General features: G+C 62.1%; 27 protein-coding genes. 11 read left to right on the top strand and 16 right to left on the bottom strand.

Going from position 1 to position 25,775, the window contains the following annotated elements:
• Positions 1 to 24: 24 nt before the first annotated feature.
• Together AC0IW7_RS04325 and AC0IW7_RS04330 are read left to right on the top strand one after the other, a co-directional pair.
• Positions 25 to 624, top strand: a complete 600-nt coding sequence (locus AC0IW7_RS04325) for a MarC family protein (protein ID WP_122454095.1) — start codon at positions 25 to 27, stop codon at positions 622 to 624.
• 255 nt (positions 625 to 879) lie between these two features.
• The gene (locus AC0IW7_RS04330) at positions 880 to 2,145 is read left to right on the top strand and encodes an Hsp70 family protein (protein ID WP_471815977.1); all 1,266 of its coding nucleotides are present in this window, start codon (positions 880 to 882) and stop codon (positions 2,143 to 2,145) included.
• Positions 2,146 to 2,247: 102 nt separating this feature from the next.
• Here AC0IW7_RS04330 and AC0IW7_RS04335 read toward each other — a convergent pair whose 3' ends face one another.
• Positions 2,248 to 2,718: a GreA/GreB family elongation factor gene (locus AC0IW7_RS04335; RefSeq protein WP_471815978.1), complete on the bottom strand. Its 471-nt coding sequence runs from the start codon at positions 2,716 to 2,718 to the stop codon at positions 2,248 to 2,250.
• Positions 2,719 to 2,836: 118 nt separating this feature from the next.
• Between AC0IW7_RS04335 and AC0IW7_RS04340 the strand changes: the two genes are divergently transcribed.
• The gene (locus AC0IW7_RS04340) at positions 2,837 to 3,037 is read left to right on the top strand and encodes a hypothetical protein (protein WP_471815979.1); all 201 of its coding nucleotides are present in this window, start codon (positions 2,837 to 2,839) and stop codon (positions 3,035 to 3,037) included.
• Positions 3,038 to 3,045: 8 nt separating this feature from the next.
• On the opposite strand, the gene AC0IW7_RS04345 is transcribed toward AC0IW7_RS04340, so the two are convergent.
• Together AC0IW7_RS04345 and AC0IW7_RS04350 are read right to left on the bottom strand one after the other, a co-directional pair.
• Entirely contained in the window at positions 3,046 to 3,327 is a 282-nt protein-coding gene (locus tag AC0IW7_RS04345; RefSeq protein WP_471815980.1) for a PsiF family protein, read from the bottom strand.
• Positions 3,328 to 3,388: 61 nt separating this feature from the next.
• On the bottom strand, positions 3,389 to 3,745 hold the full coding sequence (locus AC0IW7_RS04350; protein WP_122493027.1) for a hypothetical protein: 357 nt from the start codon (positions 3,743 to 3,745) through the stop codon (positions 3,389 to 3,391).
• A 117-nt stretch (positions 3,746 to 3,862) separates the two neighbouring features.
• Between AC0IW7_RS04350 and osmE the strand changes: the two genes are divergently transcribed.
• The gene (gene osmE, locus AC0IW7_RS04355; RefSeq protein ID WP_122454090.1) at positions 3,863 to 4,201 is read left to right on the top strand and encodes an osmotically-inducible lipoprotein OsmE; all 339 of its coding nucleotides are present in this window, start codon (positions 3,863 to 3,865) and stop codon (positions 4,199 to 4,201) included.
• Positions 4,202 to 4,444: 243 nt separating this feature from the next.
• Here osmE and AC0IW7_RS04360 read toward each other — a convergent pair whose 3' ends face one another.
• From AC0IW7_RS04360 to AC0IW7_RS04410, 11 genes are all read right to left on the bottom strand, one after another.
• Positions 4,445 to 4,654 (bottom strand): hypothetical protein, encoded by a 210-nt coding sequence (locus tag AC0IW7_RS04360; protein WP_471815982.1) that lies wholly within the window; start codon positions 4,652 to 4,654, stop codon positions 4,445 to 4,447.
• A gap of 38 nt (positions 4,655 to 4,692) precedes the next feature.
• A complete protein-coding gene (gene can, locus AC0IW7_RS04365) occupies positions 4,693 to 5,337 on the bottom strand; it encodes a carbonate dehydratase (RefSeq protein WP_471815983.1) in 645 nt (214 codons plus the stop codon).
• Positions 5,338 to 5,420: 83 nt separating this feature from the next.
• Positions 5,421 to 7,361, bottom strand: a complete 1,941-nt coding sequence (locus AC0IW7_RS04370) for a bifunctional metallophosphatase/5'-nucleotidase (RefSeq protein ID WP_471815985.1) — start codon at positions 7,359 to 7,361, stop codon at positions 5,421 to 5,423.
• A gap of 129 nt (positions 7,362 to 7,490) precedes the next feature.
• Positions 7,491 to 7,943 carry a ribosomal protein S18-alanine N-acetyltransferase gene (rimI, locus tag AC0IW7_RS04375; RefSeq protein WP_463551401.1) on the bottom strand — a complete coding sequence of 151 codons (453 nt, stop codon included), beginning with the start codon at positions 7,941 to 7,943 and terminating at the stop codon, positions 7,491 to 7,493.
• Positions 7,936 to 8,763, bottom strand: coding sequence for an energy transducer TonB (locus tag AC0IW7_RS04380; RefSeq protein ID WP_471815987.1), 828 nt, complete (start codon positions 8,761 to 8,763; stop codon positions 7,936 to 7,938). Before AC0IW7_RS04380 ends, rimI begins: the two co-directional genes overlap by 8 nt.
• Before the next feature lie 119 nt (positions 8,764 to 8,882).
• Positions 8,883 to 9,755 (bottom strand): ChaN family lipoprotein, encoded by an 873-nt coding sequence (locus AC0IW7_RS04385; protein WP_471815989.1) that lies wholly within the window; start codon positions 9,753 to 9,755, stop codon positions 8,883 to 8,885.
• A gap of 22 nt (positions 9,756 to 9,777) precedes the next feature.
• Positions 9,778 to 10,545 (bottom strand): heme ABC transporter ATP-binding protein, encoded by a 768-nt coding sequence (locus AC0IW7_RS04390; protein WP_471815991.1) that lies wholly within the window; start codon positions 10,543 to 10,545, stop codon positions 9,778 to 9,780.
• Complete coding sequence (locus AC0IW7_RS04395) at positions 10,545 to 11,582, bottom strand: FecCD family ABC transporter permease (protein WP_471815992.1); 1,038 nt, start codon at positions 11,580 to 11,582, stop codon at positions 10,545 to 10,547. Before AC0IW7_RS04395 ends, AC0IW7_RS04390 begins: the two co-directional genes overlap by 1 nt.
• Positions 11,579 to 12,478 (bottom strand): heme/hemin ABC transporter substrate-binding protein, encoded by a 900-nt coding sequence (locus AC0IW7_RS04400; RefSeq protein ID WP_471815994.1) that lies wholly within the window; start codon positions 12,476 to 12,478, stop codon positions 11,579 to 11,581. Before AC0IW7_RS04400 ends, AC0IW7_RS04395 begins: the two co-directional genes overlap by 4 nt.
• Before the next feature lie 107 nt (positions 12,479 to 12,585).
• Positions 12,586 to 13,665, bottom strand: coding sequence for a hemin-degrading factor (locus tag AC0IW7_RS04405; RefSeq protein ID WP_471815996.1), 1,080 nt, complete (start codon positions 13,663 to 13,665; stop codon positions 12,586 to 12,588).
• A gap of 18 nt (positions 13,666 to 13,683) precedes the next feature.
• Complete coding sequence (locus AC0IW7_RS04410; RefSeq protein ID WP_471815998.1) at positions 13,684 to 14,406, bottom strand: energy transducer TonB; 723 nt, start codon at positions 14,404 to 14,406, stop codon at positions 13,684 to 13,686.
• A 135-nt stretch (positions 14,407 to 14,541) separates the two neighbouring features.
• On the opposite strand from AC0IW7_RS04410, the gene AC0IW7_RS04415 reads away from it, so the two are divergent.
• Together AC0IW7_RS04415 and AC0IW7_RS04420 are read left to right on the top strand one after the other, a co-directional pair.
• Positions 14,542 to 16,770, top strand: coding sequence for a TonB-dependent hemoglobin/transferrin/lactoferrin family receptor (locus tag AC0IW7_RS04415; protein WP_471816000.1), 2,229 nt, complete (start codon positions 14,542 to 14,544; stop codon positions 16,768 to 16,770).
• 52 nt (positions 16,771 to 16,822) lie between these two features.
• Positions 16,823 to 17,146 (top strand): Rieske (2Fe-2S) protein, encoded by a 324-nt coding sequence (locus AC0IW7_RS04420; RefSeq protein ID WP_471816001.1) that lies wholly within the window; start codon positions 16,823 to 16,825, stop codon positions 17,144 to 17,146.
• Between the two features lie 3 nt (positions 17,147 to 17,149).
• Here the strand turns inward: AC0IW7_RS04420 and sfsA are convergent, their stop codons facing one another.
• Positions 17,150 to 17,857 (bottom strand): DNA/RNA nuclease SfsA, encoded by a 708-nt coding sequence (gene sfsA, locus AC0IW7_RS04425; RefSeq protein ID WP_471816003.1) that lies wholly within the window; start codon positions 17,855 to 17,857, stop codon positions 17,150 to 17,152.
• Positions 17,857 to 19,029, bottom strand: coding sequence for a pyridoxal phosphate-dependent aminotransferase (locus tag AC0IW7_RS04430; protein WP_122493041.1), 1,173 nt, complete (start codon positions 19,027 to 19,029; stop codon positions 17,857 to 17,859). The genes sfsA and AC0IW7_RS04430 overlap by 1 nt, the downstream gene beginning before the upstream one ends.
• Positions 19,030 to 19,228: 199 nt before the next feature.
• On the opposite strand from AC0IW7_RS04430, the gene dksA reads away from it, so the two are divergent.
• From dksA to AC0IW7_RS04455, 5 genes are all read left to right on the top strand, one after another.
• Positions 19,229 to 19,672 (top strand): RNA polymerase-binding protein DksA, encoded by a 444-nt coding sequence (gene dksA, locus AC0IW7_RS04435; protein WP_122454075.1) that lies wholly within the window; start codon positions 19,229 to 19,231, stop codon positions 19,670 to 19,672.
• A 41-nt stretch (positions 19,673 to 19,713) separates the two neighbouring features.
• Positions 19,714 to 20,607, top strand: coding sequence for a tRNA glutamyl-Q(34) synthetase GluQRS (gene gluQRS, locus AC0IW7_RS04440; RefSeq protein ID WP_471816005.1), 894 nt, complete (start codon positions 19,714 to 19,716; stop codon positions 20,605 to 20,607).
• Between the two features lie 179 nt (positions 20,608 to 20,786).
• Positions 20,787 to 20,963, top strand: coding sequence for a hypothetical protein (locus AC0IW7_RS04445; RefSeq protein ID WP_122454073.1), 177 nt, complete (start codon positions 20,787 to 20,789; stop codon positions 20,961 to 20,963).
• Entirely contained in the window at positions 20,947 to 23,919 is a 2,973-nt protein-coding gene (locus tag AC0IW7_RS04450; protein WP_471816007.1) for a sensor histidine kinase, read from the top strand. Before AC0IW7_RS04445 ends, AC0IW7_RS04450 begins: the two co-directional genes overlap by 17 nt.
• Before the next feature lie 4 nt (positions 23,920 to 23,923).
• Positions 23,924 to 25,351: a sigma-54-dependent transcriptional regulator gene (locus AC0IW7_RS04455; protein ID WP_463381689.1), complete on the top strand. Its 1,428-nt coding sequence runs from the start codon at positions 23,924 to 23,926 to the stop codon at positions 25,349 to 25,351.
• The last annotated feature ends 424 nt before the right edge of the window (positions 25,352 to 25,775 follow it).

Consider the following 25,775-nt stretch of genomic DNA (forward strand, 5'->3'; position numbering starts at 1 on the left):
GCCTTTTTGCCTGCGAGCCTGCCGATGTTGTCCACCTTGTTCAGCCTGTATCTGAAGATGCTGGTGCTCTACAGCCCGTTCTTCGTGCTGTCGGTTTTTATCGGCATGACCCGTGGTTACACGGTGAAAGAACGCAAACGCCTGGCTTGGAAGGTCGCCACTGGCGTGGTGGTCGCCAGTAGCGTGTTGTACCTGTTTGGGCAGAGCATTTTTACCGTGTTTGGCATCACCATCGACGCCTTCCGCATCGGCGCCGGCAGCGTGCTGTTTATCTCCGCGTTGGGCATGGCACAAGGTCGGCCGGTGGTGCAGAGCGACAACCAGCAGCAAGACGTGACCATCGTGCCGCTGACCATCCCCCTCACCGTCGGCCCCGGCACCATCGGCGCGATGCTGGTGATGGGCGCGGGTCAGCCGCACTGGGACAGCAAGTTGGTGGCGCTGGTGGCCATCTTTCTTGCCAGCGTGACGGTGGGATTGGTGCTCTACCTCAGCGACAAATTCGAACGGATTCTGGGTGATCAGGGGCTGGAGATTATTGGCCGGCTGATGGGCCTGTTCGTGTGTGCGCTGGCGGCGCAGATTATTTTTACCGGGATTAAGGGTTACCTGATCACCCCGTAACGGATTTGTCTCCCCTCTCCCTCTGGGAGAGGGGCGGGGGAGAGGGTGACTGCTCGCACGATCGCCGGCAGACAACTTCACCGCGCGTTAATACCGCGCCTACTCAGGCAAACGCGGGACTGCTGCCCTCTCCCCCGGCCCCTCTCCCGTAAACGGGCGAGGGGAGACAGCGGCAGAACCCTTTCATCGTTTGCCGCGCATCTCCTCACTCTCTCGCGTAAACTGCGCGGCCGTTTTTTGCCCTCGGAACCGACCATGACCAACACGCAACCTGCTCGTGCCTGTGGCATCGATTTCGGCACGTCCAATTCCACCGTCGGCTGGCTGCGCCCCGGCGAGGAATCGTTGATTGTGCTGGAAGACGGAAAAATCACCCTGCCGTCGGTGGTGTTCTTCAACTTCGAAGAACGTCGCCCGGTGTATGGCCGCCAGGCGCTGCACGAGTATTTGGAGGGCTACGAAGGCCGCCTGATGCGCTCGCTGAAAAGCCTGCTGGGTTCCAAGCTGCTGAAAAGCGAAACCGCCGTACTCGGCAGCAGCCTGCCGTTCAAAGACATCCTCGGCTATTTCATTGGCGAGCTGAAAACCCGTGCCGAAGCGGTGGCGGGTCGGCCGTTCGAGCAGGTAGTTCTGGGCCGTCCGGTGTTCTTCGTTGACGACGACGAAAAAGCCGACAAAGAAGCCGAGGACACCCTGGTCGCCGTGGCGAAAAAGCTCGGCTTCAACGACGTGTCGTTCCAGTTCGAACCCATCGCCGCCGCCTTCGATTACGAAAGCACGTTGAGCCGCGAAGAGCTGGTGTTGATTGTCGACATCGGCGGCGGTACGTCGGACTTTTCTTTGATTCGCCTGGCGCCTGAACGGCACATGGTCGCCGAGCGGCAGAGCGACATTCTCGCCACCGGCGGCGTGCACATCGGCGGTACCGACTTCGATAAACAGCTGAGCCTGGCCGGCGTGATGCCACTGTTCGGCTATGGCAGCCGCATGAAAAACCAGGCCTACATGCCCACCAGTCACCACCTGAATATGGTGACCTGGCACACCATCAACGCCGTGTATTCGCAGCAAGCGCAAAACGCGCTGAAGAACATGCGCTACGACGCGCTGGACACCGACGGCCTCGACCGTTTCTTCAAACTCATCGAACAGCGCGCCGGCCATTGGTTGGCGATGCAAGTTGAGCAAAGCAAAATCGAACTGACCGAAATGGACAGCCGCAACATTTCCCTGGAACGCATCGAGCCTGGGCTGGTGGCAGAGCTGAATCGCGAGCTGTTCGACGAGTCCATCGACGTGCTGCTGGGCAAGGTGAATGGCAGCGTGTTGCAGCTGCTCGCTGATGCGGGCGTGAGCACTGAAGACATCGACACGGTGTTTTTCACCGGCGGTTCGAGTGGCATTCCGGCGCTGCGGGGGAATATTCAGCGGCTGTTGCCGAATGCTCGGCATGCCGAAGGGGATACGTTCGGAAGCATCGGCAGTGGCCTGGCGATTGAGGCAAAGAAAAGGTACGGCTAAGCGCTTTTGATCTCTGTAGGAGAGGCTTCAGCCTCGATTGTCCTGGCCTGCAAACGAAGTTTCCAGGAATCGCGGCTAAAGCCGCTCCTACAAAATCGCGGTTCAACTGACCTGCACAATCTCCGACTCCTGCCCATTCACCACGACCACCTCTCCCGCCACCTTGCCGAGCAGGCTTTTGCCCATGGGTGACTGGGGGGTGATGCTCATCACTTCGCCTTCATCCGTCTGCACTTTCAGCCCGGCGCCATCGGGCACGAGGTACAGGCGGCGCTGCTGGCCAGCGTCGTTTTCGAGCCGCACCAGCGCGCTGAGTTGAATGCCAGTTTCGGCATCGAACTCACGCAATTTCAGCGCGCGGAAAGCGATCAGCGCCTGTTCGATTTCCGCCACCCGCCGGGCTTGCCCGTGCGCCAGGTAGCCCGCTTCCAACCCCAGGGTGTCGTATTTGTTTTCGGCGACGTTCTCTTCATGCGTGGCCGCTTCGTGGGCGGTTTGCAACGCTAACTGCGCATTGTGCAGATCGGCCAAAAGCCGCTCGATGAACAGGCGGTGCAGGTCGGTTTTGGTCATGGGAAAAACAACTTGTATGGGATCGGCCGGCCGCCATTGTGTCGCCCCACGCAGTGTTTATAAACGGCTTTTGCTAGAGTCCCCCCACCGGCCTCGGCCCACCTCACTGGAGTGCAGCATGTCCCTTTTCAAAGCGTCGACCATCGTCGTTTGCGCCACCCTGCTCAGCGCCTGCGGCCTCGGCGAAACCGCCGCCACGGCCGAACTGCAGGCCAAACAAGCGCAGCAGGCTCAGCAGCAGATGCAAGACATGCAAAAGCAGATCGACGCCGCCAATGCCGTGAACAACGAGCGATTGAAGCAGGCGACCGAGCAGTAATTACCGGCCTATTTCTTTTTCAGGCACTCACTCATAAAGGCTTTGCGCTCGTCGCCCTTCAGCGTTTTGCTGGTGGCGTCGGCGTTGCAGGTTTTCATCCGTTCTTGCGGCGTGGTGGGTTTGGTTTCGGCCTTCAGGCAGGTGCTCATAAACGCTTTGCGTTCATCACCTTTGAGCGCCTTGGTGGTGGCGTCGGCATTGCAGGTTTTCATCCGTTCCTGCGGTGTGGCGGCGAAAGCCGAAGCGTTCAGTGCAGACAACAGCAGCAAGGCAGTGGCGAGACGGTGCATGGCAGTTCTCCTGGGTTGGAAGCACGCTGCGCTTGAGCGTAGCCACTGCCGAGAACTTTGCTCAGTTGGCCGGCACCAGGGTCATTTCCACCGGCTCGCCGGGGTTGAATTGGCGCAGTTGCAGAATGTCTTTGGTGGCCATCAGCACTTCGGTTTTGTAGCGCTGCCCTTCTTCGATCATTACCAGATCCGTGCCGTCTTGCTGCCACTGGCCGAACGCTGGCTTGTTCCCCGCCGAGGCCAGCACCAGCGTGCCGTCGGACAGGAACACGTAAAGCATGCCTTTGCTCACGGTGGTCGATTCGCTAACGCTCCACACCCGGTTGACGAAGCTGGCAGGCTCCGGCGTTTCGGAGCAGGCGTTGAGCAACAGGGCGCCCAGCAGGGGCAACAGAAAACGTAAGCGGTTGGCGCGCATGGGAAGTCCTTGGTTCTTGTTATGGAATAGCTAAGGGGCAAAAAACTCGAACTTAGTTCCAGCGAGGCGGCTCAAAAAGTTGCAAGCCGACAACGGCTCCTCACAAGGAAAGACACCATGTCCAAGACCAAACTCCTCGCGGCTGCCTGTGCACTGGCAGCGGTTACAGGTTGCGCCAGCAAAGTGGAAAACCCGGTCGACTACGTTACCTACCGCAACGAGCCCCTGGCCAAGCAGGTAGATGTAGGCATGACCAAGTCAGAAGTGCTCACCGTTGGCGGCCCACCCTCCACCGAACTGAACCGCACCGTGCGCCCAGGCACCTGCAATAACTACGTGATGGAAAAAGACGGCGCCAAGCAGGTTTATTACGTGAGTTTTGATGCCAATGATCGCGTGGACGGCAAGGGCTTTATGACCTGCGAGCAAATGGAGCACAACGAGCGGGTTCAGTAAGACTTCGATCGGCTGCGCGTCGGCATTGCTGCGTTGAAATGTGTTTTTGAATGCTCATTGGCTACAGCCAACTGCGCTTCAAAAACACATTTCGCCTTGCACTGCTCTAGCTCGCTCGATCTCGATTTTCGGCGCGGCTGATATTTTTTTGGATCAAGGGCTTCGCGAGCAAGCTTGCTCCTACGGATGCTTCGGCTTTTTGTAGGAGCGAGCTTGCTCGCGAAGCTTTGTTGTTGCTGAGACTTAAAGCTCGCGGCTGGAGCCGTTGCTCATAATGGTGTGCAGCTTGTAGGTGCGAGGCTTTTGATCTCGACGTTCAAACAATCGGCATGCCCCTTCACGATTCTGGATCCCCGCGTGCGCGAGGATGACGGGTGTGGTCTGGAAATCACTCGCCATTCCCGCGGAGGCGGGAATCCAGAATCGCCAATCCAGCGCGTCGCGGCAGGCCACACTCCATTCCTGTGGGCTTCAGCCGCGATGCTTTTGGCTCAGCTCTCGCCCAGCGGACGCAGGCGGTATTGGGGCGGAAGCTGGTCCATGCCGCTGACGGTGACGTTGAGGTTTTTCCAGCGGCCGTCTTTGATCCCGTAGATGCAGCCGTGTACCGACAGGCTTTGGCCGCGGTGCCAGGCGTTTTGAACGATGGTGGTGTGGCTGACGTTGGCCACTTGCTGGATGACGTTCAGTTCACACAAGCGGTCAACCCGCTCTTCTTCGGTGGGCAGATGCGCCAGGTGATCGCGCTGCTCGTAGTAGAGGTCGCGGATGGTGCGGATCCAGCCGTCGATCAAGCCCAGCTGGGCGTCGTTCATCGAGGCGCGAACGCCGCCGCAGCCGTAGTGGCCAGTCACGAGGATGTGTTTGACCTTGAGTACGTCGACGGCGTACTGGATGACCGACATGCAGTTGAGGTCGGTGTGCAGCACCACGTTGGCGACGTTGCGGTGCACGAACAGATCGCCGGGCAACATGCCGACGATTTCGTTGGCGGGCACGCGGGCGTCGGAGCAGCCGATCCAGAGGTATTCCGGCACTTGCTGGCGGGCCAGCTTTTCGAAGAACTCAGGGTCTTCCTGCTTGATGGATTCGGCCCACCGCTCGTTGTTGTCAAACAGCTGCTGCAGATCGCTCATGTCAGTTCTCCCAGAAAGTCCGATGGGCACCCTACGGGGTGCCTGGTGCCTTTGACAAGCGCGCGGTGAGCCGGGTCACAGCGTTAAGCGCGACGCGGCCGGCGGCGAAAGGCCTGGCGCAGCAGCCACAGAATCAGCAGCACGCCCAGCACCACCACCACGCTCACGCCCCATTGCAGCGTGCCGGCATAGCGAAACATCGCGGCCGGGGCAAAGCTTGGCGCGCGCACCATGCGCGACTCGGCCGCCGGGCCGCTGGTGGGAATGTCGGCCAGGCCATCGCCGTTCAGGTCGGGCAAGCGGCGGATATGGTCGAGCAAGCCTTGCCATTCTTTGTATTCCTGCACGCCGGGGGTGGTGGCGTCGGCGTCGATGATGGCGTCGTTGAGCTCGGCCAGCGGCTGGCCATTGGCGTCTTTGGGCACGACGGTCATCAGGCCTTTGCTGAGGTCTGAAATCAGCCAGGTAAAGCCGCCGACGTAACTGCTGGCGCCAATGCTGTAGAGCCGCGGGTCGTCGAGATCGAGGTCGCGGTAACCGCGCACGGCGTCGCCCAGCTCAATTTTGCTCACCCGGTCGAACGGCACGCGGTAGGGGTTGTAGCTGAAGCGCAGGCCGGCCACGCGGGGGAAGTAGCTGTCGCTGTCGCGCATCTGGTAGGCCAGCAGCAGCACTTCAAGAATGTCTTTCAACTCTTTGCCGGTGACGTACACCTTCACCAAGGGGTAGCCCGGCGCGTCGTCCAGTTGGCCGATGCCCAGCGGCGCGATACGGAACAGGTCGGACACCGCCTGAATGCCGGTGCGGCCTTTGATCATGTCGTCGCGGATGGTGCCGTTGCCGGTAAAAGCAATGTCGCTGCCGGTGGCGTCGCGCAGGGCGTCGGTCACCAGGTTGGCGAGAATCGGGTCGTCGTGCTCGCGGGTCAGGGTTTTATCCACGGTCGCCAGCGGCTGGTCGAAGCGGTAGCCCTTGGGTTCGAGCATCTGCTGGCTGACGTGCTGTTTGAAGTCGTCGACCAGGGTGGTGATGACGCCGTCGCCTGCGGTCTGGTCGTTAATCGGGTGCAGGCTGTAGTCGCGCACACGGGTTTTGCCGTCGTCGCCAAGGCTCATGTGCAGCTCGCCCAGGTACTGAATTTCGGACCCGGCTTGCACCACCGGCGTGTGGCCGTTGACCAGCACCGGCTGCGGCAAGGCGACGTGGGAATGGCCGCCCACCACGATGTCGATGCCCGGCACCTGCTCGACCATTTCCACTTCTTCACCGCGCCAGCTTCCGTCGTCTTGCTGGGCCACGCCCATGTGTGAAAGCAGGATGACCACGTCGACCTTGTCGTCTTCGCGCAGTTTCTTGACCATGGTTTTTGCGGTTTCGATGGGGTCGGCGAAGGTCACCGGTTTGGTCATCGGCGACACGGCAATGGCGTTGTAACCGAGCAAGCCGAACAGACCAAAGCGAATGCCGCCTTTCTCAACGATTTTGTACGGCACGATGCGGCCGGCGTCTTGCTGGGCTTGGAGGCTGTCGTCGGCGGGGTTGTTGGCGTCGAACTGAATGTTGCTGGCAATCACCGGCACCAGCGCATCGCCTTCGGCCTTGGCGGCCGCATTGAGCATGGCGGCCAGGCCAATGGGGCGGAAGTCGAATTCGTGGTTGCCGAGGGTGGTGGCGTCGTAGCCAATCTGGCTCATCAAACGCAGCTCGCTGCCGGCTTCACGGGTGATGGTGTGGAACAGCGTGCCCATGGTGAAGTCGCCGGCATCGAGCAGCAGCAACGGCTGCTCGATGCCGGCCGCCTCGCGACGGGCTTTTACCAGCGTGGCCAGCCGCGCCACGCCGCCGACCGTGCCGTCGTCGTTGACGGTCGCCGGGGTGTATTCGTTGTTTGGCCCAAACCCGAGCAGGCGCGACTGCCAGTCGTTGGTGTGCAGAATGGTGAAGTCACGCGGCGCAGCGTTGGCGCCGCTGGCGGTGAGCAGCAGCCCCAGAAGCGAGGCCAGTGATAGCAGGCGAACGAGCATGAACGAGTCCTTATTCATGGGCCCAACCGTCGGCCCGAAAACGTGGCCGGCAGTATGGGCGAGCCTGCGGCCCGTCACAGCGACCGAACGCGCCGGGCGCTGTAGCCGATCAAGTCAGGACCGTGGCGCTCAATCGAATAACGTGCAGGCCATCACCAGCGCATCTTCGCGGCCACCCGGCGCCGGGTAGTAGTCGCGACGCCGGCCAATTTCGTTGAAGCCATAACGCTCGTAAAGCCGATACGCCGCCAGGTTGCTGGCACGCACTTCCAGGAAGCATTCGCCCGCTTTCAATTCGATGGCCCGCTGCATCAGGCGCTCCAGCAGCAGCAACCCCAAACCCCGGCCCTGGCAGTGCGGAGCCACGGTGATATTGAGCAGATGGGCTTCATCGATGATCACGCTCAATACAGCGTGGCCGACCTGGCGCTCGCCTTCGAACATCACCCAGCAGTCGTAGCTGCTCAGACCGTCGCTGAACAGCTTGCGTGACCACGGATGGCTGAAGGCGGCGCATTCGATTTGCACCACTTCGTCGAGATCCGCCTCGGTCATGGGGCGGATGAGTACGGTGTCATTCATGCAGCGACCCGGCCTCTTGCGTGTGCCAGCGCCGCATCACGCGCTGCATGGCTTGCCACAGCGGCGCCTTGCGCGCCGGCTCGTCCATCAGCAGTTCCAGGCTCGGCAGCGCCCAGGCCGCGCCAAGGCCTTCAACCTGCAATTCGCGGTTGTACAGCTGCTCGTCTGCTTCGCCGGCAAAGCGGATGGCGGGCAAGCCGACCAGCCACAGGCATTTGCAGTCGGGCTCTTCTTCCAGGCGTGCCATCAGGAAACCTTGCACATATTCCAGCGCGGCTTGCGGGCCTTGATCGAGGTTGCCGCGCGCCAACAAGGGCCAGCGCACGGGTTCGCCGATAATTTGTGGACTGTCGGGCAAGCCGGCGGCGCGCAGCAGGTCTTTGAGCAGTAGATAAGCAGGGTCGCGGGCGGCGAACGGTTCGCCGGTCGACAGCTCGGCAAGAATCACGCACGAGCCGGCACGCAGCAATTGCAGGCTGAAACGCGGCGGCGCGACAGGCGCCACTTTCACCGGCGCCACCGCTGCGGCGTCTTCGGCAGCGACCGGCTCGGGCTTGGCCTCAACGCGGGCGCTGGGGCGCGGCACTTCAATTTTCGGGCGTTCATTGACCACCGGCGCTGGCGGCGCGGCGACCGGTTCAGGCGCAGCGACTGGCGCGCGCTCGACCGCTGCTTCGGCAACGACAACCGCAGGCTCGTCGGCCAGCGGTTCGAGCAGTTCCGGGCGCGAAGGCGCGGCGAACGGCAGGGCCACGCGCGGCAGCCAGTTGGCGACCTGCATGGCATTCAAATAGGCGCGGCGGCGCAGCTCAGTGATCACAGCAGCGCCTCGGGCAAGCAAGCATTCATGTCAACTCCACACACCGGCGAAGGGCCGGTGTGACTGTCGCGAGGGAACGCGATTGTCGCCGGAATTGCCGGTGGCGGGAAGGCGCGACGTTACTGACCCATGGACTTGCGCAGCTCGGCGCAGTGGTCGATGTCGGCAACTGCCGGGGTGTACCAGACGTAATCGGCTGAGCTTGCAGGCACGGTCTTGCCCACTTCCGCCAGTACCAGCGTGACGCTGCCCTGCCCGGCGCCCAGGTCCGTGAGGTGCAGCGGCACGCCGACGTCACGGCGCACATGAAACGCGCCGGCCAACAACAGCGCCGGTTGCGGGGCCGCTGATAATTGCTGAGCCATGCGTCGGTCGCGTTGTTGCTGCACCGCCAACATGGCGGGCAATTGCGATTCCGGCAGCAAGCCGCAATGGGACTCGCGAATCTGCTCCAGCAATGGCCCTTGTACGCCTGGCGCTGTGGATGCCGTGCCGCTTAATACCGGCTTGGTTTTGTAGATGCCCATGATTTCGCTGCGGTCCAGATTGGCCGCCAGCAAGGGATACGGCTGGGCCAGCGCGTGTCGGACGATGGGGCCGTACATCGACCATTCCCAATTTTTCTGCCAGGCCAGCGCGGTGGGTAAATCGGTCGGCGCCTGGCCACGCGCCGCATCGACCTTGGCTTGTTGGTCCGGGTTGAGCATTTCCATCAGCACGCTGCCTTGCGGGCGTTTGTGCTCCAGCGCTTGCAGCAGCCAGAGCTCCAGGGCGTGGTGATCGGGGTTGTCGTGCTGCTCGCCAACCAGCACGCGCGGCGCCGGTGCCAGGCGCTGCACCAGTTGTTCAGGGCTGAGTTGTTCGCCGGTACGCAGGTCGCGAATAACGCCGACGTCGGCATGGTCGCGATCTTTTGGCGCCTGCCAGTCCGGCAGCGGCGGCAGGGTCTGGCAGCCCGTCAGAAACACACACAGCAGTAAAACGAAACGCATGGTCGCTCCTTGATAGCGGGGCTTAACGGGCAATGATCAGCGGATGGCCGCGCTCGGGGTGGCGCTGCACCAGCACTTCCAGATCAAACACGGCGCGCAACGGCTCGGCTTGCAGCACATCGTCCGGCGTACCGAGGGCGTGGGCGCCGCCCTTGTGCAACAGCAGCAGACGGTCGCAATAACGGGCGGCCAGGTTCAGGTCGTGGAGAATCACCAGCACCGCCACGCCGTTGGCGGCGATGTTGCGCGCGGCTTGCAGGGTGATGTGTTGGTGCAGCGGGTCGAGCATGGAGGTCGGCTCGTCCAGCAGCAGGGTTTGCCCGCTGGCGCCGGGCCAGAGCTGCGCCAGCACCCGCGCCAAGTGCACACGCTGGCGCTCGCCGCCGGACAATTCCAGGTAATTACGGCCGGCCAAATGCGCGGCATCGGCGGCGCCCAGCGCCTCGGCAATGATTTGCTCATCACGCAGGCGGCCGGTGGCGTGGGGCAAGCGGCCCATGCCGACGACGTCTTCGACGCGGAAGGCAAAGTTGAGGGTCGAGGTCTGCGGCAGAATCGCCAGACGCTGCGCGCGCTCCGGGCCGGTCCACTCGCTGAGCGGGCGGCCATCCAGGGTGATGCGCCCTTCGCTGGGTTTCAATTCGCCGCTCAGGGCGTCGAGCAAGGTGCTTTTGCCGGCGCCGTTGGGGCCGAGCACGCCGAGCATTTCGCCGGGCTGCAGGGCCAGATTAATGCCGGTCAGCACGCGCTTGCTTTCGCGTTGGATGGTCAGGTTTTCGGCGCACAACATCAGGCGCGTCCTCGCAGCAGCAGATAAAGAAAGAACGGCGCGCCGATCAGGGCTGTCACGATGCCGATCGGCAATTCAGCCGGCGCCAGCGCCAGCCGCGCGACCACGTCGGCGAACAGCAGCAACGCAGCACCCGCCAACGCCGAGGCCGGCAGCAGCACGCGGTGGTCCGGACCGACCAGCAGGCGCACCAGGTGCGGCACCACCAAACCGATAAAGCCGATCATGCCGGCCGCCGCCACGGCGGCACCAACGCCCAATGCGGTGCAGAACACCAGCTCACGTTTGACCCGCTCGATGTCGAAGCCCAGGTGCCGCGCCTCCGATTCGCCGAGCAGCAAGGCATTCAATGCCTTGGCGCGCTTGGGCAGCCACAGGCCGACCGCCACGGTGACCACCAATAAAGGCCACAGCCGCGAATAGCTGGCGCCGTTGAGGCTGCCCAGGTTCCAGAATGTGAGGGTGCGCAGCGTGGCGTCATCCGCCAGGTAGGTGAACAGGCCGATGACAGCGCCGGCCAAGGCGGTGAGCGCGATGCCGGCGAGCAGCATGGTCGACACGCTGGTTTGGCCGTTGCGGCTGCCGAGGCGGTAGACCAGCGCGGTCACCACCAGGCCACCGGCAAAGGCGCTGGCGGATAACAGGTACGGCGCGAAGGCGTCCGGCACACCGCCCAACGAGGCGCCGCCGACAATCGCAATGGCCGCACCCAGCGCCGCGCCGCTGGAAACGCCGACCAGGCCGGGGTCGGCCAAGGGGTTGCGAAACAATCCCTGCATCGCCACGCCGGCCAGCGCCAGCACCGCGCCAACCGCCAGCCCGAGCAAGGTTCGCGGCATGCGGATTTGGCCGATGATCAACTCGGCCTGGTCCAGCTCGGCCCCGCCCACCGGCGCGCCGAATACGCGCAGCGCGCCTTTGAGCGTGTCCAGCAGTGGCAGGCTCACCGGCCCAAGCGCCAGCGACAGCAGCAAGGCGAGCGAGAGCAGAAAGCCCAGTGCAATAAACAGTGAGCGCGGCAGTACAACTGGGTTCATGGTTGCGGCTTAGCGTCGGCAGTCAGGGGTTGCGCGGCAGGATAGAAGCCTGCGCCCAGGGTTGCCAGCGCGGCCGGAACGCGCGGCCCCAAACCGCCCACCAACAGCGTCGGATCGATTGCCAGCAGGCGGTCGTTTTTCGCGGCGCGGGTGGCGGCGAGTGCCGGGTTCTGTTTGAGCAGCGCCGCTTTCGCTTCGGCGCCGGCAATGCTGCGGTCGGCGAAGATAATCACCTCCGGGTCCAGCGCCAGCAACGCTTCGGTCGACAGCGCTTTGTAGCTGGAATGGGTGGTGACGCTGCGCCCGCCGGCCCGCTCGATCAACCAGGCGCCGAGGGTGTCTTGCCCAGCGGCCATGGGGCTGCTGCCGGCGTGGGATAACAACAGCAGCACGCTTGGCGCAGCGCTGCCCGCTTTCGCGGCACTCACCCACTCGGCCTGTTGTTTCAGGCGCTGTTGGTAGTCGGCAAATGCGTTGGCGGCGCGTGATGGCTCGCCCAACAACGTGCCGATGCGGCCAAGGGTATGTTCCAGCGTCGGCAGATCGGCCTTGGTCGACAGCGACTCCACCGTTACGCCGGCGTTCTTCACTTGCGCCAATACTGGCGGCGGGCCCATTTCTTCGCTGCCCACAAGCAGGTCGGGCTTCAGGCTCAAAATGCCTTCAGCGGCGAGTTGGCGCTGGTAGCCAATACTGGGCAGCTTTTTCAGGTCGGCGGGGTTGAGGCTGGTGGTGTCGACGCCCACCAGTTTGCTTTGCCCACCGAGCGTGACCACCCACTCGGTGATCGAGCCACCGGCGCTGACCCAGCGCTGTGGCAGGGTGTCGGCGGCGAGCACCGTTTGGCTCAGAACAAAGGCGCAGCACAGGCTGGCGAGACGAACAGACACACGCATAAAAAACTCCAGGAAGTCGGGGCACGGGTTTCCACGAACCGCATAAAAAACCAGCCTGTACCTATATAGAAGGTACAGGCTGGTTGTGTAGCGCTGCGGCGCCGGGATTAAACGGCTAGTACCGGCGGCGCTTCGGCCAGCGCGCGCCATTCGCTGAGTTCCGGCACGCCGGGTTTGCGCGCGCCAAACAGCTGCACGATCAGCTCGCCGTCGGCGTCGAAGGCTTCCCAACTGGTGATCACGCCATCGCTGCTGGGCTTGCGTACGCGCCACAGCTCGGCCACTGCCGGAGTTTTCAGGTGCAGGTTGAAGGCCGGGTCCAGCACGTTGAACCAGGTGTCCATCCAGCGCAGGTTTTTCACCGGGCCGCTGTGAATCTGAATGCAGTGGCGGTTGCCGACAAACACCATCAATGGCACGTCGGTAGCGCCCGCCGCTTCCATGAGGGTCGGCAATTCGGACGGAGCCAACGGTTCGGCCCACTCGTGTCCGGCCAGACGTAGCGCTTGGGTGCGCGTGGTTTCGTGCTTTTTCAGCAGCGCGAAAAAGTGGTGGGTGTCTTTCAGGGTGGACCAGCCGGCGCGCAGGGAGTCGACGTCGATTTCGGCGTCTGGCTTGGCCACCACCGGTTCCGGCATCGGCTTCAGTTCCAGCGTGGCGCTTTGCACCTCGGCGCGGAAACGCTCGATTAGTGGCTCCCACGCGGCTTCGTCACTGTCTTCGGTGAGGAAGACTTTATGCACGGCCATGCCTTGATGGTCGAACACCTGAATGCTGCGTTGTGTGCCTTTGCCGGTTTCCTCGGCGACGGCGAACACACTGGCCCAGCCGCCGAGGAACAGGCGCAGGTCAATGTCGGGGGACACCACGAGGCCCATCTGCCCGTTCGCCATGACGGTGACATCGCGGTAATAGCCTTTGCGCTCATGCACGCAATGTTCGTTGCGGGTCAGCGCCATGACGTAGCCCAATTCACCCAGCGCCGGCAGCAAGGTTGCCCACTCCGGGTTCAGGCGCACCGTATCCACACCGAGGCGGCTGGCGACCAGCTCGCCTTCGCTGACCGCCAAGTGCGCGGCGGCATCGCGGGCGCGCAGTTTCGGCTGCTCACCGCGCAAGGTTTGCCAGGCCAGATACAGCTCGTGGGCGGCGGCGGATGGGCGTGCAGCCTGAATATGGCTCGTCATGGACAACTCCTCGATCAATCAACGGCTCGCCGTGAGGGCGAACTCAATAGGTATTTGTACGCGGCTCGGCACAGCGCGGCCGTCCACGGTTTCGGGGCGGAAATGCCAGGCGGCCACCGCCTCCAGTGCGGCTTCGTCCAGGCTTTCGACGCCGGAAGAACGCACGATTTGCAGGGCGCGCTGCTGGCCGCGCTCGTCCAGCCGCACTTCCAGCACCACCACGCCTTGCTGATTTCGGCGCTTGGCCACAGTCGGGTAACGCGGCTGCTTGGGCGCCTGTAAATAACTTGGGCGACGGCTGAGCACTTCGCTCACCGCCGGTTTCGGCGTAGGGGAAACGGGGCCGGCGGCGGTGGCGGCCGTCGGCAGTGCAACCTCGGCCGTTTCGTTTATTTCTGGTTTAGGCGGCGCCGGTTTGGTCACTGGCTTGCTCGGCTTGACCACGTGTTTGGCCACGGCGCGCGGCTCGACTTTGCGCTCCACCATCGCCGCCTTTGCCACGAGCGGAATCGGTGTGGCGGCGGGTTCGGGCAACGCTTTCTCCGCTTCCCGGACGGCCGGCTGCGCGATGGCAACCGCAGCCGGCGCCGGGGCTGGCGGCAGTTGAATGAGCATGGCCGCCGGCTCGCTTGAAGCCACATCGCGAGCGCGGCCGGGCTCTACGACCGATTCGCGCAGCAGCAAACTCGCCGCTGCGTGCAGCGCGAGCGAAAGCAGGAAATACACCGAGAAACGTCGCATCGGATGCCACGATCACCAAAAGTTAATCTATTTGATAATTGTTTGCATCTGCATGTCAATATCGTTAACGTGCGGCCCGATATCAAACCGGTGGCCAAAGTAGCCGCCCGACGTTAACGATCTAGGAGTAGATCCATGTCCCTTCGTCCGCCCTTTGCCCGCAAGCCTTGGCTGGTGTTGCTGCTGCTCTCGCCCTCCCTCGCCACCGCCGCCGACAAAACCCCGACTCAATTCGACACGGTGACCGTCACCGCCACCCGCACCGAGCAGAAGCTTGATGAAGTGCCGAGCACCGTGTCCGTGATGACCGAGCGCGATATCGACCAGAACAACGTCAAAGACATCAAGGACCTGGTGCGTTACGAGCCAGGCGTTTCGGTGGGGGGCACAGGCAGTCGATTCGGCTTGTCGGGCTTTACCATTCGCGGCATCGGCGGCAATCGGGTATTGACCCAAGTGGACGGCGTGGCAGTGCCGGATGCGTTCGCTTTCGGTCCCTTTATGGAAGCGCGCCGCGACTACATCGACCCCGACACCATGAAGCAGGTCGAAATCATTCGCGGCCCGGCGTCGTCCCTGTACGGCAGCGATGCCATCGGCGGTGCGGTGAGTTTTCTCACCAAAGACGCGGCGGATTATCTGGAAGACGGCGACGACGCCTACGCTCGCCTGAAAACCGGCTTCGACACCTCCGACGACAGCTGGATGCGCAGCGCCACCGTTGCCGGCCGCCTGGGCAGCGTTGATGGCGTGGTGCACATCGGCCACCGCAATGGCCAGGAAGTGGATTCGTTTGGCGGCCGCGACGGCATTGGCGCCAGCCGTGGCGAAGCCAATCCGCAGGACTACAGCGCGGAAAACCTGCTGGTCAAAGGCGGCTGGAATTACTACGGCAACGACCGCCTGCAACTGACCTACGAGCGCTATTCCGTCGACACCGACACCCAGGTGCTCAGCGAATACAGCAACACCGCGACCATCCGCACCTCGGACGCCATCGACGGCACCGACCGCGAGCGCTACAGCCTTCAGCACCAGTTCGAGCTAAACACCTTGCTGGTGGACAAAGTGGACTGGCATCTGGATTACCAGGAAAGCCAGATGCGCCAGCGTACCGAGCAGGAGCGTTTCGTTGCTTCCGCACTGCGCGACCGTTACCGCGATTCCAGCTACGAAGAAAAATTGTGGGTACTTAACGCCAAATTCGACAAAGCGTTCGCCACCGGCCCGGTTAACCATCAGCTGATTTATGGCTTCGACGTGAAGCGTTTGGAGAACAGCGACTTGCGTCGCGGCGCCGAAACCATCCGCGCTACCGGCGCGGCAGTACCGGTAGCGCCAGGCGGGGACGCCTTCCCGATCAGCGACTTCCCGGACCCAACCACCAAGGAATACGCGCTGTTTGCCCAGAACGAAATGACCATCGGCGCATGGACCATCCTGCCGGGCGTGCGCTATGACCGCTTCGAAATGAAGCCGCACGTTACCGACGAATACCTCAACAGCGGCGCCACCGATGCCAGCCCTGACGACACCAAAGACGAGCACATTTCGCCGAAGCTGGGCGTGACCTTCCAGGTCGACGATGCCCACAGCGTCTATGGCCAATACGCGGCGGGCTTCCGTGCGCCGCAGGCAGTGGAAATGTTCGGCGAGTTCGTCAACAGCACCGCGCGCTATCGCACCATTGCCAATACCAGCCTGAAGGCGGAAACCAGCGATAGCTATGAGATCGGCTTGCGCGGTCAGTACCAAGTCGGCAGCTTCGGCGCTGCGCTGTTCTACAACCGTTACAAAGACTTTATCGAACAGCAGAGCCGCACCTCTGTGCTGCCACCGCTCACTACCGACTTCCAGTACGTCAACATGGACCGCGTCACCATCCGTGGTGCCGAGGCCAAAGGCGAGCTTTTCCTCGACCAGCTTGGCTTAATGCCAGCAGGCTGGAAGGCCATCGGCACCGTGGCGTACGCGCGGGGCGAAGACGAAGGAACGGGCGAGCCTATTAACAGTGTCGATCCGCTCAAAGGCGTTTTCGGCCTGGGCTACGCCGCGCCAACCGGCAAGTTCGGCGGCAGCCTGAACTGGACACTGGTGGCGGCCAAGGAGCGGGTCAACAACAGTCCAACCAATGAAGGCGGCACGCCCAGCCAATACGAGCCTTCGGGTTACGGCGTGCTAGACCTGAACGGCTGGTGGCAGATGACTGAAGAGTTTTCGGTCAATGCCGGCCTGTATAACCTTGGCGACAAAGAATACTGGCAATGGGGCGATGTTCGCGGCCTAACCTCCCTCAATACCGGCTTGGACCGCTACTCCCAACCCGGCCGCCACGCCGCCGTTAACTTCATCTGGGAAATCTGACTACCGCCCACACCAGGTGAACGGGATAATCCCCGTTCACCTGGAGGCGTTTATGCAGTTTCTCTGCGCCCCGGAATCTTTGGCTGAAGGCCAGAGCCGGGGCTTTTTGTTGGGCGGGATAAAGCTGGTGGCCGTGCGCAAGCAAGGCCAGGTGTACATCTATATCAACCGCTGCCCGCACAAAGGCGTGCCGCTGGAATGGCAGGCGGATGAGTTTCTCGACAGCAGCCAGAGCCTGATTCAGTGCGCGCGCCATGGCGCCTTGTTTTTGATCGAGTCGGGCGAATGCATTACCGGCCCGTGTGAAGGCAAGGCGCTGACTGCCCTCGCCTGCCGCGAAGACGCCGCAGGCATTTGGGTCGAGGTGCCGGCTTAACGGTTAGAGCTGCACGTCGAGGCGGCGCGTCAGCCTGATCTCGGTCGGCGTCAGCACGGCGCCATAGGCGAGCACTTCGACGCCGGCGGCCTTGGCTTCTTTCAGCGCCTCGGCGTAGGCGGCGTCGATTTCACCGGCCGGGCGCACCGCGTCGATATCCGACAGGTTCACGCAGTACAACTGCACCGCCCGAATGCCCTGGCGCGCCAGGCTAGACAGCTCGCGCAGGTGCTTGGCGCCGCGCTGGGTTTTGGCGTCGGGGAATGCAGCGACGCGGGTGCCGTCGAAACCCAGGGTCACGCTTTTCACTTCCACATACGCCACGCCGCTTGGGTATTCGAGGCGGAAATCGATGCGGCTGTTTTCTTCCCCATACGGCACTTCGCGCTTGAGCGTGGTGAAGCCGGCCAGCTCGCTGATCACGCCCTCGCGCAGCGCTTCTTCCACCAACGGATTGGCCCGCGCCGTGTTTACGCAGGCCCAGCGGCCTTGCGGGGTTTGGGCCAGTTCCCAAGTGCCGGGCAACTTGCGTTTGGGGTCGCTGGAACGGCTGAACCACACGGCGCCGCCCTCGACCATGCAGTTGAACATGGAGCCGGTGTTGGGGCAGTGAATGGTCAGCAGCTCGCCGTTGGCGGTTTCGATGTCGGCGAGGAAGCGTTTGTAGCGGCGGATCAAGCGGCCTTCTTCTAATAGCGGTGAAAACAGCATCAAGGCCGCCAGGTTTTCAGGCCACGAGCGATGCGCTCGACCGCTTCCTGCAGGCGCGGCAGGCTTTGCGTGTAGGCAAAGCGCACGTGATGCCCGGCCTGGTAACGGCCGAAGTCCAGGCCCGGCGTAAACGCCACGTGCTCGGTTTCCAGGAAGTGCTGACAGAAGGCAAAGGCGTCGCCGCCAAACGCGCTGATGTCTGCATATAAATAGAAGGCGCCTTCCGGTTCCACGGCAATGCCGAAGCCCAGTTCACGCAAGGCCGGCAATAGAAAGTCGCGACGGCGCGCAAATTCGCCACGGCGCTGTTCGAGAATTTCCAGCGTGGCGGGTTCGAAGCAGGCCAGCGCCGCATGCTGGGCCATGCTCGGCGCGCTGATGTAGAGGTTCTGCGCCAGTTTCTCCAGTTCGCCCACCGCTTGCGGCGGCGCCACCAACCAGCCCAGGCGCCAGCCGGTCATGCCGAAGTATTTCGAGAAGCTGTTGAGCACGAAGGCGTCGTTGTCGACTTCCAGCACGCTGGCGGCGTCCACGCCGTAAGTCAGGCCGTGGTAGATCTCGTCCACCACCAAGTGGCCGCCGTGGCCCTTGATGGCTTTGGACAAACCGCCCAACTCTTCACGCGACAACAAGGTGCCGGTCGGGTTGGCCGGCGATGCCACCAGGGCGCCGACGCTGTCGCGGTCCCAGTGGCGGTCGACCAGTTCTGGCGTCAGTTGATAGCGCACATCCGGGCCAACCGGCACCAGCTGCGCAGCGCCTTCCACCAAGCGCAGGAAATGGCGGTTGCACGGGTAGCCGGGGTCGGCGAGCAGCCAGTGTTTGCCGGGGTCGACCAGCAAGGCGCTGGCCAGCAGCAACGCACCCGAACCGCCGGGCGTAATCAGGATGCGTTCGGGGTCTATGCTCAATCGGTAACGTTGCGCGTAGAAATTGGAAATGGCCTCGCGCAGGGCCGGCAAGCCACGGGCGGCCGTGTAGCGCGTATGGCCGTCGGCCAAGGCGGCCTGGCCCGCAGCGACGATGGGCGCGGCGGTGGTGAAGTCCGGCTCGCCGATTTCCAGGTGGATGACATCATGGCCGTCGGCCTGCAACTGATTGGCCCGCGCCAGCAGCGCCATCACGTGAAACGGCTCAATCGCGCGGCTGCGAGCACTGTAGGGCGAAGTCATCGGCCTTCCTTATATAAGTTCAGGCGGCGATTCTACCCAACCAGTTGGCTAAACAGCAGCACGATGACAACCGGGAGTGGCATAGGCGAAGGCGATCTGGTAAGTTCGCCCGCTTGCAGCCGCAGGGCCGGCAATAAATGACGGCAATGGACAGTAATCCTGCGCAGTGGATTAGAGAGTTTTCAAGAGGCGGTCATCCATGCCCACCAAAGCAAAAGCAAAGAACGACCCGCTCAACCGTGGTTTCGAACCGTACAAAGAAACCAAGGGTGAGGAGTACATGAGTGAGCCAATGCGTGCGCACTTCACCAATATTCTGGGCAAGTGGAAGCTTGAGCTGATGCAGGAAGTCGATCGGACTGTGCATCACATGCAGGACGAAGCGGCCAACTTCCCTGATCCGGCCGACCGTGCCAGCCAGGAAGAAGAATTCAGCCTGGAACTGCGTGCCCGTGATCGCGAACGCAAGCTGATCAAGAAAATCGACCAGACTCTTCAACTCATCGAAGACAACGAATATGGCTGGTGCGATTCCTGCGGCGTAGAGATCGGCATCCGCCGTCTTGAAGCCCGCCCAACCGCCACCCTTTGCATCGATTGCAAAACCCTGGCGGAAATCAAAGAAAAGCAGATCGGTTCCTGATCTGAGAACGGGGCGCTTAGGCGCCCCGCTTCATTTCTGTCATGTCCAAGACCACTCCAGCCTATATCGGGCGCTTCGCCCCCACGCCCAGCGGTTACCTGCACTTCGGTTCGCTGGTGGCAGCGCTTGCCTCCTACCTCGACGCCAAAGCCTGCGGCGGCACCTGGCTGCTGCGCATGGAAGACATCGACCCACCCCGCGAAGTACCCGGCGCCCAATCGGCCATCTTGAAAACCCTGGAAAGCTACGGCTTTGAATGGGACGGCGAACTGGTGCGCCAGAGCGAACGCCACGCGGTGTACGAAAGCGTGGTGCAGCGCCTGTTCAGCCAGGGTCTGGCCTACGCCTGCACCTGTTCGCGCAAGCAACTGGAAGATTACCAGGGCGTTTATCCAGGCTTCTGCCGCAATGCCGGGCATGAGCAGGAAGGCGCCGCCATTCGCCTACGCGTGCCGGAACTTGAGTACCACTTTGTCGACCGTGTGCAAGGCGAGTACCGCCAGCATTTGGGCCGCGACGTCGGCGACTTTGTGATTCGTCGGCGCGATGGCTTATATGCCTACCAGTTGGCGGTTGTGCTGGACGACGCCTGGCAAGGGGTGACCGATATCGTTCGCGGCGCCGACCTGCTGGACTCCACCCCGCGCCAGCTGTACCTGCAAGAATTGCTCGGGCTGTCGCAGCCGCGTTATCTGCATGTGCCGCTGATCATTCAGCCCGATGGCCATAAATTGGGAAAATCCTACCGCTCGCCGCCACTGGAAACCCACGAAGCGGCGCGCTTGCTGCTGCGGGCCTTGCGTGCGCTGGGGCAAGCGGTAGTGGCGGAATTGGACGATGCCACGCCGGCAGAATTGCTGGCCTGGGGCATTCGCAATTGGGACGTGGCGCGCATTCCGCGCACGCTGACCTTGGCGGAATCGCAGCTGCGCTAACGCAACCCTCTCCCCCGCCCCTCTCCCGCAAGCGGGCGAGGGGAGACCAGCAAACCGCGCAATGTTCCCCTCGCCCGTTTACGGGAGAGGGGCTAGGGGAGAGGGCAACCTGGAAACGCACCTTCCAGCCCCGACCTTCCATCCGTTACCATCGCCGCTCGCCAACCACGAGAAACGGCATGTACATCTACCGATTGGTCTTACTTCTGGTGGTGGGGATTTACCTTTTCTCCCCCGCCATCATGGACTGGTGGATCGACCCGAGCGGCGCCTGGTATCGCCCGTACTTGCTGTGGCTGATCCTTATCGTGGTGACCTTTATCTTGCAGAGCGGACGTGATGCTGACGAGCTTTAGCCTGAGTCAGCTGATTCTGATCAGCGCTGCCTACCTCCTTGTTCTGTTCGGCGTTGCCTGGATCAGCGAACGCGGCATCATCCCGCGCTGGATCGTCTCGCACCCGCTGACGTACACCTTGTCGCTCGGCGTCTATGCCAGCGCCTGGGCGTTCTACGGCACGGTCGGGCTGGCTTATCAATACGGTTTCGGTTTTCTTGCCAGCTACTTAGGCGTGTCAGGCGCGTTCTTGCTGGCGCCGGTGTTGCTGTATCCGATTCTGCGCATCACCCGCACGTATCAGCTGTCGTCGCTGGCAGACCTGTTCGCCTTTCGCTTTCGCAGTACCTGGGCCGGTGCGCTGACCACGCTGTTTATGCTGATCGGCGTGTTACCGCTGTTGGCCCTGCAATTTCAGGCGGTGGCCGACTCCATCGGCATTCTCACCCGCGAACCGGTACACGAGCGGGTGGCGCTGAGTTACTGCGCGCTGATCACCCTGTTCACCATTTTGTTCGGCGCCCGCCACATCGCCACGCGTGGCAAGAACGAAGGCCTAGTGTTTGCCATCGCGTTTGAGTCGATCGTGAAAATGGTCGCCCTGGGCGGCATCGCGCTGTATGCCTTGTACGGCGTGTTCGGCGGCCCGCACGAACTGGAACTATGGCTGCTGCAAAACCAGGCGACGCTCGCCGCGCTGCACACGCCGCTGCAAGAAGGCCCGTGGCGCACGCTGCTGCTGATCTTTTTCGCCTCCGCCATTGTGATGCCGCACATGTATCACATGACCTTCACGGAAAACCTCAACCCGCGCGCGATGGTCAGCGCCAGCTGGGGTCTGCCGTTGTTTCTGCTGCTGCTGAGTTTGACCGTGCCGCTGATTCTCTGGGCCGGACTGAAACTGGGCGCGACCACCAACCCGGAATATTTCACCCTCGGCATCGGCATTTCGGTGAACAACGACACGCTGGCGCTGCTGGCGTATGTCGGCGGTTTGTCGGCGTCCAGCGGTTTGATCATCGTCACCACGTTGGCGCTGTCGGGCATGGCGCTGAATCATCTGGTGTTACCGCTGTATCAGCCGCCGGCGCAAGGCAACATTTACCGCTGGCTGAAGTGGACGCGCCGCGCGCTGATCATCGCCATCATTGCCGCCGGTTATGGCTTCTATCTATTACTGGGCGCCGAGCAAGACCTGGCCAACCTCGGCATCGTCGCGTTTGTGGCCACCCTGCAATTTCTGCCTGGCGTGCTCTCGGTGCTGTACTGGCCAACGGCCAATCGCAAAGGCTTTATCGCCGGTTTGCTGGTGGGCATTTCGGTGTGGACCGCGAGCATGCTGTTACCGCTGATTGGTAACGTGCAGGGCATTTATATTCCGCTGTTCAACTTCGTCTACGTGCTGGACGACACCAGTTGGCACCTGGCGGCCATCGCCTCGCTGGCGGCCAACGTGCTGGTATTCACGCTGGTGTCGCTGTTCACCGAGTCGAGCCCGGAAGAAGAAAGCGCCGCCGAAGCCTGTGCTGTGGATAACGTGCGTCGCCCACAGCGGCGTGAGCTGCTGGCCACCTCGCCGCAGGAATTCGCCACGCAATTGGCCAAACCGCTTGGCGCGAAGACGGCGCAACGGGAAGTGGAACAAGCGCTACGCGACTTGCATCTGCCGTTCGACGAAAACCGCCCCTACGCCTTGCGCCGCCTGCGCGACCGCATTGAAGCCAACCTCTCCGGCCTGATGGGCCCGAGCGTGGCGCAGGACATTGTCGAGACGTTCCTTCCTTATAAGTCCGGCAGCGAAAGCTACGTGACCGAAGATATTCACTTCATCGAAAACCGCCTGGAAGACTACCACTCGCGCCTGACCGGCCTTGCCGCCGAGCTTGATGCCCTGCGCCGTTACCACCGCCAGACCTTGCAAGAGCTGCCGATGGGCGTGTGCTCGCTGGCCAAGGATCAGGAAATTCTGATGTGGAACCGGGCTATGGAAGACCTCACCGGCATCGTCGCTCACCGCGTGGTCGGCTCGCGGCTGTCCACCATTGGCGAGCCGTGGAAGGCGCTGCTGGAAGGCTTTATCAACCTGCCCGACGAGCATTTGCACAAACAACGCCTGGCCCTCGACGGTCAGATTCGCTGGCTGAACCTGCACAAAGCGGCCATCGACGAGCCCTTGGCGCCGGGTAACACGGGCCTGGTGTTACTGGTCGAAGACCTCACCGAAACGCAGATGCTCGAAGACAAACTGGTGCATTCCGAACGCCTAGCGAGCATCGGCCGCCTGGCCGCTGGCGTGGCCCATGAAATCGGCAACCCGATTACCGGCATCGCCTGCCTGGCGCAGAACCTGCGCGAAGAACGGGAGACCGACCCGGAGCTGGCGGAAATCAGCAGCCAGATCATCGAGCAAACCAAGCGCGTCTCGCGCATCGTGCAATCGCTGATGAGCTTTGCCCACGCGGGCGGCCGTCAGCAGCCGGAAGAGCCGGTATGCCTGGCCGAAGTCGCGCAGGATGCCATCGGTTTGCTGGCCCTGAACCGACGCAGTATCGAGGTGCAATTCTTCAACTTATGCGACCCGGACCACTGGGCCGTGGGCGATCCACAGCGTTTGGCGCAGGTGCTGATCAACTTGTTGTCTAACGCCCGCGACGCTTCGCCACCGCGTGGCGCCATTCGCGTGAAGAGCGAAGCCAGCGAACAGACCGTCGATTTAATCGTCGAAGATGAAGGCACCGGCATTCCCAAGGCGATTATGGATCGCCTGTTCGAACCGTTCTTTACCACCAAAGATCCCGGTGAAGGAACCGGCCTGGGCCTCGCTCTGGTCTATTCCATCGTTGAAGAGCATTATGGGCAAATTACAATCGACAGCCCGGCAGACCCGGAGCTACAACGCGGAACCCGTATTCGGGTAACGTTACCGCGACATGTCGAAGCGACGTCCGTAGTGACCAGAGATCGTCGAGAGAGCTGAATTCATGCCACATATTCTGATCGTCGAAGACGAGACCATTATCCGTTCCGCCCTGCGCCGCCTGTTGGAGCGCAACCAGTACGAAGTCAGCGAAGCCGGCTCCGTGCAGGAAGCCCAGGAACGCTTCAGCATCCCCAGCTTTGACCTGATCGTCAGCGATTTGCGTCTACCCGGCGCGCCCGGCACTGAGCTGATCAAGCTCGGCCAAGGCATTCCGGTGCTGATCATGACCAGCTACGCCAGCCTGCGCTCAGCGGTCGATTCCATGAAGATGGGCGCGGTCGACTACATTGCCAAACCCTTCGACCACGACGAAATGCTTCAAGCCGTGGCCCGCATTCTGCGCGACCGCCAGGACAACAAACCGGCACTCGCCGCCAGCACCAGCAATGGCAGCCGCGCCGGTGACAAAGTCGTAGCCGGTAACACCAACGGCGAAATCGGCATCATCGGCTCCAGCCCGTCGATGCAAGAGCTGTACAGCAAAATCCGCAAAGTCGCCCCCACCGATTCCACCGTGCTGGTTCAAGGCGAATCCGGCACCGGTAAAGAGTTGGTGGCGCGTGCGCTGCACAACCTGTCGAAACGCGCCAAGGCGCCGATGATTTCGGTGAACTGTGCGGCCATTCCTGAAACCCTGATCGAGTCCGAACTGTTCGGCCACGAGAAAGGCGCGTTCACGGGCGCCAGCGCGGGGCGCGCGGGTCTGGTGGAAGCCGCGGACGGCGGTACGCTGTTTCTCGACGAAATTGGTGAGCTGCCACTTGAAGCCCAGGCGCGCTTGCTGCGCGTGCTGCAGGAAGGCGAGATTCGCCGCGTGGGTTCGGTGCAATCGCAAAAGGTCGATGTGCGCTTGATCGCCGCCACCCACCGCGACTTGAAAACCCTGGCCAAAACCGGCCAGTTCCGTGAAGACCTTTTCTACCGCCTGCACGTTATCGCCCTGAAGCTTCCCGCCCTGCGTGAACGCGGCGCCGACGTCAGCGAAATTGCTGCGCTGTTCCTGGCGCGCCAGTCGAGCAAGATGGGCCGCAGCGACCTGCGCTTCGCCCCCGACGCCGAGCAGGCGATTCGGCATTACACCTGGCCGGGTAACGTGCGCGAATTGGAAAACGCCATCGAGCGCGCTGTGATTCTGTGCGAAGGCTCGGATATTTCAGCCGAACTGCTGGGTATCGATATCGAGCTGGATGACCTGGAAGACGGCGACTTCCTCGGCGCCCCCGTTGCCCACAACAGCACCAACGCCCATGAGCCGACCGAAGACCTGTCGCTGGAAGACTACTTCCAACACTTCGTTCTTGAGCACCAGGACCACATGACCGAAACCGAGCTGGCGCGCAAACTGGGCATCAGCCGCAAATGTCTGTGGGAACGCCGTCAGCGCCTGGGCATTCCACGGCGCAAAACCGGCGCGGCACTGGAAGGTTGACAGGTGAGCGGTAACAACAAACGTGCGCGCCGGGTCGCCACACTTTGTTACCGCTTCAACATCGCGTAACAAAGCCGGGTTTAACGGTAACGGAAACCCGGCTTTTTTGTGCCTGTTCTGACACAGTGAATTTAGCTAAGCCATTGTTTTATAAGGATTCACAAAAACTGGCACGGCATCTGCTATATGTTTGGTACAACAACAATAACAAGCAACGCCCAAGACAATAAAAATAAGACGTAACGACTCCAGCACAACAAAAACAAAATCGCGGGAGGCGCAGCTAACTGATTCTTTTGGAGAGGAATGGCTTTTGGGGTTCGCCCCGCGACCAGGCTGAGAATAACAAGACTGCTTTCAGGCAGAGCCCGAACTGGTTGGATCGAATGATCATGGCTACATCAGCATCCAAAGCAATCCGTTT

This window comes from Pseudomonas sp. AC229 (assembly GCF_979254655.1).